Annotated in this window: 14 protein-coding genes and 1 pseudogene; 13 read left to right on the top strand and 2 right to left on the bottom strand. The window is 61.0% G+C overall.

Going from position 1 to position 15,357, the window contains the following annotated elements; genetic code table 11:
* The first annotated feature begins 53 nt into the window (after nucleotides 1-53).
* Nucleotides 54-496: pseudogene (locus tag FP026_RS02320) on the top strand (YybH family protein).
* Nucleotides 497-504: 8 nt separating this feature from the next.
* On the opposite strand, the gene FP026_RS02325 reads toward FP026_RS02320, so the two are convergent.
* Entirely contained in the window at nucleotides 505-1,716 is a 1,212-nt protein-coding gene (locus FP026_RS02325) for an MFS transporter (RefSeq protein WP_149633010.1), read from the bottom strand.
* 138 nt (nucleotides 1,717-1,854) lie between these two features.
* On the opposite strand from FP026_RS02325, the gene FP026_RS02330 reads away from it, so the two are divergent.
* From FP026_RS02330 to galE, 4 genes are all read left to right on the top strand, one after another.
* On the top strand, nucleotides 1,855-2,421 hold the full coding sequence (locus FP026_RS02330) for a TetR/AcrR family transcriptional regulator (protein WP_149633011.1): 567 nt from the start codon (nucleotides 1,855-1,857) through the stop codon (nucleotides 2,419-2,421).
* Between the two features lie 254 nt (nucleotides 2,422-2,675).
* A complete protein-coding gene (gene mscL / locus FP026_RS02335) occupies nucleotides 2,676-3,101 on the top strand; it encodes a large conductance mechanosensitive channel protein MscL (protein WP_149633012.1) in 426 nt (141 codons plus the stop codon).
* Nucleotides 3,102-3,247: 146 nt separating this feature from the next.
* Nucleotides 3,248-4,414 carry a pyridoxal phosphate-dependent aminotransferase gene (locus FP026_RS02340; protein WP_149633013.1) on the top strand — a complete coding sequence of 389 codons (1,167 nt, stop codon included), beginning with the start codon at nucleotides 3,248-3,250 and terminating at the stop codon, nucleotides 4,412-4,414.
* 426 nt (nucleotides 4,415-4,840) lie between these two features.
* Complete coding sequence (gene galE / locus FP026_RS02345; protein WP_149633014.1) at nucleotides 4,841-5,875, top strand: UDP-glucose 4-epimerase GalE; 1,035 nt, start codon at nucleotides 4,841-4,843, stop codon at nucleotides 5,873-5,875.
* A 6-nt stretch (nucleotides 5,876-5,881) separates the two neighbouring features.
* Here galE and FP026_RS02350 read toward each other — a convergent pair whose 3' ends face one another.
* Nucleotides 5,882-6,808 carry a LysR family transcriptional regulator gene (locus FP026_RS02350; RefSeq protein WP_149633015.1) on the bottom strand — a complete coding sequence of 309 codons (927 nt, stop codon included), beginning with the start codon at nucleotides 6,806-6,808 and terminating at the stop codon, nucleotides 5,882-5,884.
* A gap of 172 nt (nucleotides 6,809-6,980) precedes the next feature.
* Here FP026_RS02350 and FP026_RS02355 point away from each other — a divergent pair, with 172 nt between their 5' ends.
* The 8 genes from FP026_RS02355 (at nucleotide 6,981) to mmsB (ending at nucleotide 15,326) form a co-directional block, all read left to right on the top strand.
* Nucleotides 6,981-8,189, top strand: a complete 1,209-nt coding sequence (locus FP026_RS02355; RefSeq protein ID WP_149633016.1) for an ABC transporter substrate-binding protein — start codon at nucleotides 6,981-6,983, stop codon at nucleotides 8,187-8,189.
* Between the two features lie 15 nt (nucleotides 8,190-8,204).
* Entirely contained in the window at nucleotides 8,205-8,987 is a 783-nt protein-coding gene (locus tag FP026_RS02360; RefSeq protein ID WP_149633017.1) for an ABC transporter ATP-binding protein, read from the top strand.
* Between the two features lie 2 nt (nucleotides 8,988-8,989).
* Entirely contained in the window at nucleotides 8,990-9,691 is a 702-nt protein-coding gene (locus FP026_RS02365) for an ABC transporter ATP-binding protein (RefSeq protein ID WP_149633018.1), read from the top strand.
* Nucleotides 9,692-9,694: 3 nt separating this feature from the next.
* Nucleotides 9,695-10,582 (top strand): branched-chain amino acid ABC transporter permease, encoded by an 888-nt coding sequence (locus tag FP026_RS02370; protein WP_149633019.1) that lies wholly within the window; start codon nucleotides 9,695-9,697, stop codon nucleotides 10,580-10,582.
* A 1-nt stretch (nucleotide 10,583) separates the two neighbouring features.
* Nucleotides 10,584-11,567: a branched-chain amino acid ABC transporter permease gene (locus FP026_RS02375; protein WP_149633020.1), complete on the top strand. Its 984-nt coding sequence runs from the start codon at nucleotides 10,584-10,586 to the stop codon at nucleotides 11,565-11,567.
* Nucleotides 11,568-11,728: 161 nt separating this feature from the next.
* Nucleotides 11,729-13,324, top strand: a complete 1,596-nt coding sequence (locus FP026_RS02380) for a GMC family oxidoreductase (RefSeq protein ID WP_149633021.1) — start codon at nucleotides 11,729-11,731, stop codon at nucleotides 13,322-13,324.
* Nucleotides 13,325-13,363: 39 nt separating this feature from the next.
* Nucleotides 13,364-14,425, top strand: coding sequence for an enoyl-CoA hydratase/isomerase family protein (locus FP026_RS02385; protein WP_149633022.1), 1,062 nt, complete (start codon nucleotides 13,364-13,366; stop codon nucleotides 14,423-14,425).
* 19 nt (nucleotides 14,426-14,444) lie between these two features.
* A complete protein-coding gene (mmsB, locus tag FP026_RS02390) occupies nucleotides 14,445-15,326 on the top strand; it encodes a 3-hydroxyisobutyrate dehydrogenase (protein WP_149633023.1) in 882 nt (293 codons plus the stop codon).
* Nucleotides 15,327-15,357: the final 31 nt, after the last annotated feature.

A 15,357-nucleotide genomic window follows, 5' to 3' on the forward strand; every position in this document is an offset into this window, starting at 1 on the left:
GCGGCTCTTTTCGTCCGTCCTCTGCTTGTGTCCATCAAACCGAGGAGAATGATATGATCGAGATCATCGGCAATCGCCACGAGGCCGAAGCCATCAACGCGATGCTTGCAGGCTGGATGTCCGCTCTTGGCAACAAGGACGCCGCCGGCGTCGTCGGGCACTTAAGCGACGATGTCGTCAGCTTCACCCTGGCGGCGCCTCTGGTACACAAGGGCAAGGGCGAAAAAGGCCTGCGGGGCTGGTTTTCGACCTGGGGGGGCCAATCGGCGGCGATGCCGTCGACGTCAGGTTGACCGTCGGCGAGGATGTCGCCTTCTGGACAGGCCTTGTGCATATGACCGGCAGGAAGACGGACGGCATCGATGTCGATCTATGGTTTCGCCAGACACTCGGCCTCAGAAAGGAGGCAGGCATCTGGAAGATCGTTCACGAGCATACGTCGGTGCCGTTTGCGATGGATGGCAGCGGCCTTGCCGAACTTGGGCTCAAACCGTAAGTATAATCTTACGATATACTCAATGGCTTTTCTCGACCGGTGCGCAACGCCAGCACGCCCCAGCCGAAGAGCAGAAGGATCGCCGCCGCGTAGATATCGGCGGCTTCGGCAAATCCGAGCGCCTTCGACAGGAAGCCGGCCAGGATGGCGGGCAAGCTGAAGGCGAGATAGCTCTGGATATAGTAGGCCGAAAGCAGCCCGGCGCGCTCGTCTGGCTTCACCAATGGCATGATGCTGCGCACCGTGCCGAGAAAAGTCGCTCCGAGGCCGGCGCCGGCGATCAACGTCCCAAGCCCGAGGATCGACACTTCGGCCACATGCATGCCGGCGATAACAGTCAGTATGCCGAGCGTCATGCTTGGTATGCCGAACTTCATGATCATGGCGGTGGACTTCTCGCGCAGCAGGAACACGCCCGTCGCACCGCTGATCGTCAAGGCCGCGACCACGGAGCCGCCGACCAGCGGCGCCGTGCTGCCGGTCGTCGTGCTGACGAGCGAAGGCACCAGCGACAGATAGAAGCCGGCGAGCGCCCAGACGGCGACGTTGATCGGCGTCAGCGCCAGCAGCGTCCGGCGCGCCTGTTGGGGAACGGCGACTTCCGGCTTCAGCGATGCGATCAGCCCGCTCCGCCGGTGCGTCGTTTCGGGCACAAGCCAGAGCAGCACGGCTTGCAGAATAAGAAGGACGAGCGTGACGATATAGACGAGCAGGGTCGGCGCCGGTGCAAACTGAACCAGGAAGCTCGTGCCGAGCGCGCCGATCGCCATGCCGGTCAGCGGCGCAAGACTGTTGGTGATTGATCCCTTGATCGGATCGAGATCGACGAGAGCGGCCCCGATGGAGCTTGCCGCAGCTCCCGTAGCCAGGCCCTGCACGATGCGGGCGGCAATCAGCCAATCCGGACCCCTAGCCATTAAAAACAGCACCATCGCCACCATATTGAGGAGGATCGATGCGAAGATCACCGGCCGGCGCCCGAGATGGTCGGAAATCGAGCCGACGATCAGCAGCGAGGCGAGGAGCGCAAAGGCATAGACGGCGAAGATCACCGTGATCAGGATCGGCGAGAAGGCGAAGGCCTGCTGGTAAAGGCGGTAGAGAGGCGTCGGCGCGGATGAGGCGGCGAAGAACAGCGCGCTCGTCGCGGCATAGTAGAACGGCGCCAAACGTCTGGCCGATGAAATCGGTGTGGTGGCGGTGGAATTGGGCTCGGTCATCGACTATATCCTAGCCTAAAGCTAAAAGATTGCGTTAGGCGCATATAGGATGCCTAACATACAAAAGCAAATAATTTGCCTTAGTGAATGGCGCCTGGTCATTCGCCGGCGGCAAAAGGGAAAGATTGGCAAAGGCTTATGGGCTACAGAGAAAATCCCCGCCCTGGCGGGCGCAGTGCCAGAGTGCAGGCGGCGGTGCATCAATCCGTCCGCGACATGCTGGCGACGATGGATCGCGCCGACATCACCATCCCTATGATCGCGCAGCGCGCCAACGTCACGCCTTCTACCATCTATCGTCGCTGGGGCGATCTTCAAGAGCTTTTGGCTGACGTCGCCGCCTCGCGGCTGCAGCCGGAAGGCGAGCCGGCGAGGATCGGCCGCCCCCGCGAGGATCTGGAAGCCTGGGCCGAGCAATATGCCGATGAAATGGCCTCAGGTGTCGGGCGGCAAATGCTGCGCGACATTCTTTCGGCCGCCGACGTCGCAAATGCTGAGAAGTGCAGCGGTTATACGCAGCAGCAGCTTGCTGTTTTCATTGCCCGTGCCAAGGAGCAGGGCGAGCCGTTTCCGACTCTGACGGAACTGATGGACCACGTCATCTCACCGGTCATATATCGCATCCTCTTCGACCAGGCCCCCGGCCCGGATTATGTTCGCAAGCTGGTTGCGAAAGTGATGCCGGAAGGAGCGCTCAAAACCTGAAGCATGGCAGTCAGCGCCAGGCGACTGATCAAAGATTTGTTCACCTGTCGTGGGACGGCGCCTCGGTTGCGTTGCCCGCAACTGACGAACAAGTAGCTGGCGATATGCGCGGATAGATTGCTTAACCCATGGAATTATCTTGGGATACTCGGACCTGAGTAAGAGTTTTCGCCAATCTGCTGTTGAAAAATAAGGAAAAAGATGGTGCTAATCATCATTAGTGAATTCAACGGCAACGCGAAGGGGACTGTTTAATGCTTAATGAATTTAAGGCATTCATCGCCCGAGGCAATGTCATGGATCTCGCGGTCGGCGTGATCATCGGCGGCGCTTTCGGCGGCATCGTGAAATCGCTGGTTGACGATATCATCATGCCGATCGTCGGTAGGATTTTCGGCGGCTTCGATTTTTCGAACTACTTCATCGGCCTTTCTTCGGGCGTCAATGCGCCGACGCTTGCTGCCGCCCGCGCTCAGGGTGCCGTTCTCGCCTACGGCAACTTCATCACTGTCCTCATCAACTTCCTGATCCTCGCCTGGATCATCTTTCTCATGGTCAAGGGCGTGAACACGCTGCGCGCCCAGGTCGAGCGCAAGGAAGACAAGCTCGCCGAGGCAGCACCGCCGCCGGCCGACGTTCAGCTGCTGACGGAAATCCGCGATCTTCTCGCGAAACGCTGACGGCTTCGCCCATCCTATTTAATAAAAGCCTCGGTCCACACAAGGACTGGGGCTTTATTCATCACCAAAATCGATCGGTCACTAAGGCAAAGTCATGGGATTTGTCCGCCGCTCTGCTTTATGAAGGCGCAAACCGGAGACTTCGCATGTCGATTCTAGATAGCCTCAGCCCGCGCGCGCTCGCAGCCCCCGAAAGCGGGATCGTCGAAGTGGTCAACTATGCCCGCGGCCGCGAAGGCCTGCTGCCGCTTTGGGTCGGCGAGGGCGATTTGCCGACACCGGATTTCATCAATCGCGCCGCCATGGCTTCGCTCAATGCCGGCGAAACCTTCTACACCTGGCAGCGCGGCATTCCCGAGCTGCGCCAGGCGCTTGCCGATTATTATGGCCGGCATTTCGGTACCTCGCTGCCGATGGAGAATTTCTACGTCGTCGGCTCCGGCATGCAGGCGATCCAGCTTTCCGTGCAGGCAATCACCTCTCCCGGCGACGAGATGATCTATCTCTCCCCTGCCTGGCCGAATATTGCTGCAGCGCTGGAAATTGCCGGTGCCCGCTCCGTCGCCGTGCCGCTGCAGTTCGAGCATGGCAAATGGTCGCTCGATCTCGGGCGCCTGGAGGCGGCGATCACGCCGAAAACCAGAGGCCTCTTCATCAATACCCCGTCCAACCCGACAGGCTGGACGGCGACCCATCAGGATATTCGCGATATTCTCGCGCTGGCGCGCAAACACGATCTCTGGATCATGGCCGACGAAATCTATGCGCTCTACTATTATGCCGGCGGTCGCGCGCCGAGCTTCCTGGACGTCAAGCAAGCCGACGACAAGATCCTCTTCGTCAATTCCTTCTCGAAGAACTGGTCGATGACCGGCTGGCGTGTCGGCTGGATCGTCGCGCCGGCCGAGCTCGGGCAGGTGATCGAAAACCTCGTGCAATATTCGACCTCCGGCGTCGCGCAATTCATGCAGAAGGGCGCGGTCGCTGCGCTGAACGAGGGCGACGATTTCGTCCGCTCCAATATCGAGAAGGCGGCTCGCTCGCGCGACATTCTCTGCGACGCCCTGATCGCCACCAATCGCGTGCAGACGTTGAAGCCGGATGGCGCGCTCTATTCCTTCCTGAAGATCGACGGCGTCACCGACAGCCGCAAGACTGCCATCGACATTGTTGACAAGACCGGTGTCGGCCTGGCGCCTGGGACGGCCTTCGGGCTGGGCGGCGAGCTCTTCATGCGCGCCTGCTTCCTGCGCGATCCGGTTCAGGTGGCGGATGCTGCGGAGAGGTTGAGTAGGTATATTCAGGGACTGTAGTCCTTCGCCTCGGGTGAGTGAATGCCGATCGATTGAAGGGCATCCCTCCGATTTGCCGCACCTCTGATACCCCCCTCTGTCGCTGACGCGACATCTCCCCCACAAGGGGGGAGATTGTTTGGAGTTCGCAGCCGCTCCCGGCAATACGATGAAACTTTGGCGTCAACAGATACGACGCTCATTGGGTGTGAGAGGCTGCAACGAGTTTCTAATCTCCCCCCTTGTGGGGGAGATGTCACGAAGTGACAGAGGGGGTGAACACTCTCCGTATCGCGCAATTCGGCGGATCGGTAAAATGCAATCCATCCCCTAAAGCCCACTCTAACCATCCCCGCAATCTTTCCCGCGCACCCGTCCGCTTTTAATCAATTTCGCAGGAGAAGCGGCCTCATATGGTGCCGGTAAGACTTGGCGGGGACGCGAAGAATGACTGTCTTGGTGACGGGCGGGGCCGGTTATATCGGCAGCCACATGGTCTGGAGATTGCTGGACGCGGGAGAGGACGTGGTGGTTCTCGATCGCCTGTCGACGGGTTTCCGTTGGGCCGTTCCGCCGGCTGCACGCTTCTATCTCGGCGATATCGCCGATGAAGCGCTCCTGCATCAGATTTTCGCTGAAAACCGTATAGAGGCCATCATTCATTTTGCCGGTTCGGCCGTTGTCCCGGTGTCGATCGAGGATCCACTTGCCTATTATGAGAACAATACCGGCAAGACCCGCATCCTCATGAGCGCCGCCGTCAGGGCTGGTATCCGACATTTCGTCTTTTCGTCCACCGCTGCGGTCTACGGCCAGCAGCCGGCGGACAGACCGGTCAGCGAAGACGCGCCGTTGCGGCCGGAATCGCCCTATGGCCAATCCAAGCTGATGTCCGAACTGATGCTGCGCGACGCCGCCGCAGCCTATGATTTCCGCTATGTGGCGCTGCGTTATTTCAACGTAGCCGGCGCCGATCCCGAGGGGCGGGCGGGGCAATCGACCAAGGGTGCCACCCACCTCATCAAGGTTGCCTGCGAGGCTGCACTCGACCGTCGCCCTCAGGTGGAGATTTACGGCACGGACTATCCGACGCATGACGGCACCGGCGTTCGCGACTATATTCACGTGAGCGATCTCGTCGAGGCGCATCTCCTGGCGCTGCGGCATCTGCGCAATGGCGGCCGGTCCCTGGTCGCCAATTGCGGCTATGGTGCAGGCTATTCCGTGCTCGACGTGCTCAATATGGTGATGCGCGTGCATGGCCGCGCCTTCCGTATCCATATCGCGCCGCGCCGGCCCGGCGATGCCGCCAGCGTTGTGGCCGACGCAACGGCGGCGCATCGCGAGCTCGGCTGGTCGCCGAAATACAACAGCCTTGAAACGATCGTGCGCTCGTCGCTGGATTGGGAGCTCCACCTAGCCCAGCGCGCGGGATTCGATGCGGGCGGCCTGCAAAAGGTCTTTGCGGCACCAAGCATCTGATAGCCGTCAGCCGTCGGTCGCTCGCCAGGGTCCCAAAAAGGCCGGCGCGTTCTTGCGCACGGCTTCCGCCAGAAAATCGATGACAGTGCGCACACGTGGCGACTGACGCAGATCGCGGTGGCATGTGATCCAGTAGTGGCGCCTGAGATCCACCTCATGCGGCAGGACGACCTGCAGATCGGGATGCTTGCCGGCGATGAAAAACGGCAGCACGCACAGCCCCTGGCCGTTCTTCGTCGCCGTCAGCTGCGCGAAGATGCTCGAGCTCTGGAATTGCGGCCTGATGCGCGGATGGACGTCATCGAGATAATCCAGGCCCGGCGCGAAGATCATATCCTCGATATAGCCGATGAAGGCGAAGTCAGGCAGGTCGTCGCGGCTTTCGATTGGCGGATGGCGGGCGAGGTAATCACGCGATCCGTAGACCTGTAGGTGGTAGTCCGTCAGTTTCTCGGTGAAGTAGGGTCCGGCCTTCGGCGGGTCGAGCACCACGACGATATCGGCTTCCTTGCGCGAGAGCGACATGATCTGCTGGATGGTGATTAGCTCAAGCGAAATATTCGGATGTTTCGCGGTGAATTCCGGCAGAACGCCGGTGAAGAAGAAATTGGAAAACCCCTCCGGCGCGCTGATGCGCACGACACCCCGTTGTGCCGCTGGTCCCGCGGAAAGATCGGCGCGAAGACGTTCCGTTTCTTGCTCCATATGCTCGGCCGTATCGACGAAGCGCTGTCCCATGCTGGTCAGCATGTAGCCGCGCGGATTACGCTCGAAGAGCTTGACTTTCAAGGCGAATTCCAAACGGTCGATGCGGCGCGAGACCGTGGCGTGGCTGCTGCGCAATTGTCGCGCCGCGGTTGAAAGTTGCCCGGTTCGCGCGACGGCGAGGAAAAACTGCAGATCGTCCCAGGTAAAGTGCGGTGTGCGCTTCATGCATCCTCCTCTGTTCAAAAATGAACAGACCTTGTTTGGAATTAGTTGCAATCGCGACTTGCGTCAACGCACGAATTCCGTGATCCTGCCCGTCGAGAAAAGTCGTTTTGAGGAAAGCGGCTGGCCAATTTTGAACAGATTCGTTTTTGCCAAATCTCTGGGAGGAGAGGACATGCGAAAGAGTCTTATTGCATCCCTTGCATTTCTGCTTGCAGCCGGCACCGCGGCTTTCGCCGCCGGCCCGTCCGATGGTGTCGTCAAGATCGGCATCCTCAACGACCAGTCCGGCGTCTATGCGGATTTCGGCGGCAAATCGTCGGTAGAGGCCGCCAAGATGGCTGCCGAGGATTTCGGCGGCAAGGTTCTCGGCGTGCCGATCGAGATCGTTAACGCCGATCACCAGAACAAGCCCGATATCGCCTCCAACATCGCCCGCCAATGGTATGACCAGGAAAAGGTCGACGCCATCATGGAGCTGACGACCTCATCGGTCGCGCTCGCCGTGCAGGCGGTCGGCAAGGAAAAGAAGAAGATCGATATCGTCACCGGCGCGGCTACGACCGATCTCACCGGCAAGCAATGCTCGCCCTATGGCTTCCATTGGGCCTATGACACGCATGCCCTGGCCGTCGGCACCGGCGGTGCGCTCGTCAAGCAGGGTGGCGACACCTGGTTCTTCCTGACCGCCGACTATGCCTTCGGCTACTCTCTCGAGCAGCAGACCGGTGATTTCGTCAAGGCAAGCGGCGGCAAGATCCTGGGCTCCGTCCGCCATCCGCTGTCGACGAATGATTTCTCATCCTTCCTGCTGCAGGCCCAATCGTCGGGCGCCAAGGTCATCGGCCTTGCCAATGCCGGTCTCGACACTTCGAACGCCATCAAACAGGCCTCCGAATTCGGTATCACCCAGGGCGGACAGCATCTGGCCGCACTCCTCTTCACGCTCGCCGAAGTCCACGGCCTCGGCCTGCAGGCGGCACAAGGCCTGACGCTGACGGAAGGTTATTACTGGAACCTCGACGACAAGAGCCGCGAATTCGGCAAGCGCTTCTTTGCCCGCACCGGCAAGATGCCGAACATGATCCATTCCGGCACCTACTCGGCTGTCACGCAATATCTGAAGGCGGTGCAGAAGGCCGGCACGGACGATACCGAGGCCGTCGCCAAGCAGCTGCACGAAATGCCGGTCGATGATTTCTTCGGTCGCGGTGGCACGGTCGGCGCCAATGGCCGCATGATCCACGACATGTATCTGCTTCAGGTCAAAAAGCCGGAAGAGAGCAAGGAGCCGTGGGATTACTTCAACGTGCTGGCGACGATCCCGGGCAAGGAAGCCTATATCGATCCGGCCAAGAGCGGCTGCGATCTCGTCAAGCAATAGGGCGCAGACCAGCTTATGGCGATGTCCGCGACACATCTGCATGAAGAGCCTCGGGTGGTTTTGTCCGCCCGGGGACTTCGCCGCGATTTCGGTGGCTTCACCGCCGTCAAGAATGTCGATCTCGACGTGCAGCATGCCCGCGTCCATGCGCTGATCGGCCCGAACGGCGCCGGCAAGACGACGGTGTTCAACCTGCTCACCAAGTTCCTGCAGCCGACGCATGGGACCATCACGCTGCTCGGCACCGATATTACCAAGACAAGACCTGACAAGGTTGCGCGCATGGGCCTAGTGCGCTCCTTCCAGATTTCGGCCGTTTTCCCGCATCTGACCGTACTGGACAATGTCCGCGTCGCTTTGCAGCGGCCGAGCAATCTCGCCCACCAATTCTGGCGGCCGCTGTCGGCCCTCGACAGCCTCAATGCGCGCGCCGAACAACTTATTGCCTCCGTCGGTCTCTCGAAGGAGCGCGATGCCATCGCCGCCGATCTTTCCTATGGCCGCAAGCGCGTGCTGGAAATAGCAACCACGCTTGCGCTCGATCCTAAGGTGCTGCTGCTCGACGAACCGATGGCCGGCATGGGATTGGAGGATGTGAATACCGTCTCCGCCATCATCCGCGATGTCGCGCGCGACAGGGCTGTGCTCATGGTGGAGCACAATCTCTCCGTCGTTGCCGATATTTGCCACCATGTCACAGTCCTGCAGCGTGGCGAGATCCTGGCCCAGGGCGATTATGCAACGGTCAGCCGCGACCCGCGCGTCCGCGAAGCCTATATGGGCACGGAGGAGGCTTGACGATGGCACCGCTTCTGGACGTTCAGGGCCTCAATGCCTGGTATGGCGAAAGCCATATCCTGCATGGCGTCGACATGCGTGTGGGCGAGGGGGAAACCATCACCATCCTCGGCCGTAACGGCGTCGGCAAGACGACGACGCTGCGCACCATTGTCGGCATCGTCCGCGCCCGCAGGGGCAGGATCGCCTTTGCCGGTAAGGACATGATGCAGGTGCCGCTGCACAAGACGGCGCATCAGGGCATCGGCTTCGTGCCGGAGGAGCGCGGCATATTCTCGACGCTCAGTGTCTATGAAAACCTGATGCTGCCGCCGGTCGTAGCCTCAGGCGGCATGACGCTCGACGAGATCTTCGAGCTATTTCCCAACCTGCATGAGCGGCGTAACAGTGTCGGCACGAGGCTTTCGGGTGGCGAACAGCAGATGCTCGCCATGGCGCGCATCCTGCGTACCGGCGTCCGCATGCTGCTGCTCGATGAACCCACCGAAGGCCTTGCGCCCGTCATCGTCCAGCGCATCGGCGAAGTCCTGCAGAAGCTTAAAGGCCGCGGCATGACCATATTGCTCGTCGAACAGAATTTCCGCTTCGCCAGCCGCATAGCCGATCGCTTCTATGTGATGGATCACGGCCAGATGGTCTCGGAATTCCCGGTCGGCGAACTGTCCGAGCGCATGGATATGCTGCACAAGGTTCTGGGGGTCTGAGCCATGACGACGATATTCGGCATCCCTGCCCAGGCCCTTCTCGGTCAATTGCTGATCGGTCTCATCAATGGCTCCTTCTATGCACTGCTGAGCCTCGGTCTTGCGATCATCTTCGGCATGCTGCGGGTGATCAATTTCGCCCATGGCGCGCTCTATATGCTCGGGGCTTTCACAGCCTATCTGCTGCTCGCCTATGCCGGCATCGGCTATTGGCCCGCCCTCGTTGTGTCGCCGCTGATCGTCGGCCTGTTCGGGGCGCTGGTCGAGCGGTTCTGCCTGCGGCGGCTCTACAAGATCGATCCGCTCTACGGATTGCTCTTCACTTTCGGCATGGCGCTGACCATCGAGGGAACCTTCCGCTATCTCTATGGCTCCTCGGGCCAGCCCTATGCCGTCCCGACGGAACTGGCGGGCGCGAAAAATATCGGCTTCATGTTCCTGCCCGTCTATCGCGGCTGGGTGGTCATCGCCTCGCTGGTGGTCTGCATCGGCACCTGGCTTCTGATCGAGAAGACCAAGCTTGGCGCCTATCTGCGCGCCGCGACCGAGAATTCCACACTCGTCCAGGTTTTCGGCGTCAACGTGCCGGTGCTTCTGACGCTGACTTACGGCTTCGGCGTGGCGCTTGCGGCCTTTGCCGGCGTACTGGCCGCGCCGATCTACCAAGTCTCGCCGCTGATGGGATCGAACATGATCATCATCGTCTTTGCCGTTGTTGTCGTCGGCGGCATGGGCTCGATCATGGGGGCGATCGTGACAGGCTATATGCTCGGGATCGCCGAAGGGCTGACCAAGGTCTTCTACCCGGAAGCCTCAAATATCGTCATCTTCGTAATCATGGCGATCGTGCTGCTTCTGAGGCCCGCGGGCCTCTTCGGTCGGGAGGCGTGATATGGCTGGATTGATCAGCTTGAGTTCCAAGGAGCGTCCGAAGCTTTCCGTACAGAAGCTGCTTTTGGTCGTCGGCCTCGTCGGCTTGATCTGGGCGCCGTTCTTCATCTACCCGATCTTCGTCATGAAGGTGCTCTGCTTCGCGCTGTTTGCCTGCGCCTTCAATCTGCTGCTCGGCTATGCCGGCCTGCTTTCTTTCGGTCACGCCACCTTCTTCGGTGGGGCAGCCTATTTCACCGCCCATGCGGTGAAGGAATGGGGCCTCCCACCCGAACTCGGCATTTTGATCGGCGTTGCCGGCGCGTCGCTGCTCGGCCTCGTCATGGGCTTCGTCGCCATCCGAAGGCAGGGCATCTATTTCGCCATGATCACGCTGGCGCTGTCCTACATGTTCTATTTCTTCTGCCTGCAGGCCTCGTTCACCCATGGGGAAGACGGCATTCAGTCGGTGCCGCGCGGCTACCTTTTCGGCGTCCTCGATCTCAATAACTCCTTCAATATGTATTACTTCGTTCTTGCGGTGTTTCTGATCGGCGTGCTGATCATCTGGCGCTTCATCAATTCGCCCTTCGGCATGATCCTGAAGTCGATCCGCGAAAACGAACAGCGGGCGATCTCGCTCGGTTATTCCGTCGCGCATTACAAGCTCGGCGCCTTCGTTATGTCGGCGGCGCTGGCCGGGCTTGCCGGCGCGGCCAAGGCGCTGGTCTTCCAGTTCGCGACGCTCACCGATGTCGCCTGGCAGATGTCGGGCGAAGTCATCCTCATGACCCTGCTCGGTGGTATCGGCACGCTGATCGGACCGCTTTTCGGTGCTGGGTTCGTGGCGACGCTGGAGAATTATCTCGCCACTTCGGAATTCCCGGTCACCATCATCACCGGCATCGTCTTCATGGTTTGCGTCCTGCTCTTCCGCCGCGGCATCGTCGGCGAGTTTTATGCCTCGCGGCTGGGACGGAAACTGGGGTTCGAATATCGGCGGTGACCGCTTGATTTTCCTTCTCCCCGCAGGCGGGGAGAAGGTGCCCGAAGGGCGGATGAGGGGCTATTTCGAAGTTGATCGGGAAGCCGGGTTTGCCGTACCTCCTAGCCCCTCACCCTAGCCCTCTCCCCGCAGGCGGGGAGAGGGAACTACTGAGTTTGGACATGGATCGCTTCGACTACATCATCATCGGTGCCGGCAGTGCCGGCTGTGTGCTGGCCAACCGGCTTTCGGCCGACCGCAACAACAGGGTGCTGCTCCTGGAAGCCGGCGGCAATGACAACTACCATTGGATCCACATTCCGGTCGGCTATCTCTATTGCATCAACAATCCCCGCACCGACTGGTGCTTCACCACGTCGCCGGAAGCGGGCCTGAACGGCCGGTCGCTGAACTATCCGCGCGGCAAGGTGCTCGGCGGCTGCTCTTCGATCAACGGCATGATCTACATGCGCGGTCAGGCTCGAGACTATGATCTCTGGCGCCAGCTCGGTTGCGCCGGCTGGGGCTGGGACGATGTGCTGCCCTATTTCATCAAGTCCGAGGATCACTATCGCGGCAAGGACGAGGTGCACGGCGCCGGTGGCGAGTGGCGGGTCGAGAAGGCGCGCGTGCGCTGGGCCGTGCTCGATGCCTTTCAGGCTGCTGCCAAGGAGGCCGGCATCCCCGAGACGGCGGATTTCAATCGCGGCAACAACGAAGGCTCCGGCTATTTCGACGTCAACCAGCGCTCCGGCATTCGCTGGAACACGACGAAGGCCTTCCTGCGTCCAGCGATGAAGCGCGGCAATCTCACCGTCTACACCAAGGCGCAGGTCCGGCGCCTGATCGTCGAGGGCGATGCCGTGACCGGCGTCGAATTCCAGCATGACGGCGTGGCGAAGCGCGCCTATGCGAACAAGGAGACCGTGCTTTCAGCCGGCTCCATCGGCTCACCGCATATTCTCGAGCTTTCGGGCATCGGCCATGGCGATGTGCTCGGCAAGGCTGGCATCGAGGTCGTGCGCGAGGTCCGGTCCGTCGGCGAAAATCTACAGGATCATCTGCAGCTTCGCCTTGCTTACAAGGTCACCGGCGTCCCCACTCTGAACGAGAAGGCGACGAAGCTGATCGGCAAGGCGGCGATCGGCCTCGAATATCTCGTTCGCCGCTCAGGTCCGATGGCGATGGCGCCGAGCCAGCTCGGCATCTTCACACGCTCCGGGCCGGACAAGGAAACGCCGGATCTGCAATATCATGTGCAGCCCGTCTCGCTCGATAAATTCGGCGATCCCGTTCACCCCTTTCCGGCGATCACCGCCAGCGTCTGCAATCTCCGCCCCGAAAGCCGCGGTTCCGTGCACTTGCGCGGCCCGGATTTCGCCATGCAGCCGGCCATCAGCCCGAACTATCTCTCAGCCGCGCGTGACCGGGAAATTGCCGTGCGCTCCATTCGCCTGACGCGGCGGATCGTGGCGCAGCCCTCTTTTGCCCGCTTCAAGCCAGAGGAGTTCAGGCCCGGTCCGGCCTATGACACGGATGCGGATCTGGAACGCGCTGCCGGTGATATCGGCACGACGATTTTCCATCCGGTCGGCACTTGCCGCATGGGCGGCGACGCCCAAAGTGTCGTGGATCCCCGCCTGCGGTTGCGGGCATTGGCAAGGCTGCGCATCGCCGACGCCTCCGTCATGCCGTCGATCACGTCGGGCAATACGAACTCGCCAACCATCATGATCGCCGAAAAGGCCGCCGAGATGATCCTTGCCGACAACCGATGAAGGCCTATTGATGGACGGAAACGGAGACAGGAGATTTGCATGGACAGCACCGACGAGGTCATCATCGAGCGGCGCGGATCGGCCGGCATCATCAGGTTAAATCGACCCAAGGCGCTGAACAGCCTGACGCTGCTGATGGTGCGAGCCATCGCTTCGGCATTGGAAGATTTCGCCGCCGATCCCGCAGTCGCGAGCGTCATCGTCATGGGCGAGGGGGAGCGCGGCTTCTGTGCCGGCGGTGATATCCGCCTGCTGCACCAGAGCGGCAAGGAGGGTTCCGACGGAGCGGAAACCTTCTGGCGCGAGGAGTTCCGGCTCAATCATGCCATTTCGCGCTATTCCAAGCCCTATGTCGTGCTGATGGATGGCATTACCATGGGCGGCGGCGTCGGCCTCTCGGCGCATGGCAGCCATCGCGTCGTCACCGAGCGTACGCGCCTTGCCATGCCGGAAACCGGCATCGGTTACTTCCCGGATGTCGGCGCCACCTGGCTGTTGCCGCGCGCGCCGGGCGAAGCAGGGACCTGGATGGGGCTGACCGGCCTCGCGATCGGTGCCGCCGATGCGATCCATGCCGGCTTTGCCGATCACTGCGTGCCGTCCTCGGAACTGCCGGCCCTGGTCGATGCGGTCGCGTCGCTTCCCCTCTCGGCCTCTGCCGCAGACGTGCATGCGCTGATTAAAACAATGGCCACGGAAGCAAGCGAAAGCAGGCTTGCGGCAAACCGCGATATGATCGACCGCGCCTTTTTCGGCGATACGGTTGAAGGCATCCTGCAGTCATTGGCGAGCGAACCCTCAGAGTTTGCCGCTGAGGCCGTCGGCGCGCTCGCCAGCCGCTCGCCGACGAGCTTGAAGTTGACGCTGCAGCTGCTCAGGGCGGGAAGGGCGAGTGCGGATCTAGCCGAATGCCTCAATCGTGAACTCGGCGCCTGCATGGGCATATTGTATAATCACGATTTCTACGAAGGCGTGCGCGCCGCCGTCATCGACAAGGACCGCAATCCGAAATGGTCGCCGGCGAGCCTTTCGGAGGTGACTTCGGGCGATATCGATCGCTTTTTCATAGCGGCGCAGCCGCCGCTTTTCGCGACACAATGAATGGTGGGAGGAAAACATCATGACACGGATCGCATTCATCGGGCTCGGCAATATGGGAGGCCCGATGGCCGCCAATCTCGTCAAGGCCGGCCATGTCGTCACCGGGTTCGACCTCTCGCATGATGTGCTGAAGGCAGCCGAAGCGACGGGCGTGAAGGCCGCCAACGTGTTGACCGAGGCATTGGCCGATGCCGAAGCGGTGGTGACCATGCTGCCGAAGGGCCAGCATGTCCTGACCGTCTGGGCCGATGTGCTGCGGTCCGTGCCCAAGGGAACCCTGCTGATCGACAGCTCCACCATCGACGTCGACAGCGCCCGCAAGGCGCATGCGATGGCCGGCGAAGTTGGCTGCCTTTCTCTTGATGCGCCGGTTTCCGGCGGCACGGGCGGAGCGGCTGCCGGCACGCTGACCTTCATGGCCGGCGGGTCGACGGAAAGCTTCGCCGCCGCCAAGCCGCTGCTCGAGGTGATGGGCAAAAAGATCGTTCACTGTGGCGATGCCGGCGCCGGCCAGGCCGCGAAGATCTGCAACAACATGATCCTCGGCATTTCCATGATCGGCGTCTGCGAAGCCTTCGTGCTCGGCGAAAAGCTTGGCCTCTCGCATCAGGCTCTCTTCGATGTCGCCTCGACCTCCTCGGGTCAGTGCTGGTCGATCAATACCTATTGCCCCGTGCCCGGCCCGGTGCCCACCTCGCCAGCCAACAACGATTACAAACCGGGTTTTGCCGCCGCCTTGATGCTGAAGGACCTGCGCCTGTCGCAGGAAGCAGCTCTCTCCAGCGGCGCGTCCACGCCTTTGGGTGCGGAGGCGGCGCAGCTCTACGCGCTCTTCGAAAAGCTTGGAAATGGCGGGCGTGATTTTTCAGCGATTATCGAGATGTTTCGGGAGGCAAAGTGAGGATTGCCGGATAGCTGGCGGGGTGCAAGGT

This window comes from Martinezella tropici, assembly GCF_008370325.1.
Classification (GTDB): Bacteria; Pseudomonadota; Alphaproteobacteria; order Rhizobiales; family Rhizobiaceae; genus Rhizobium; species Rhizobium tropici_B.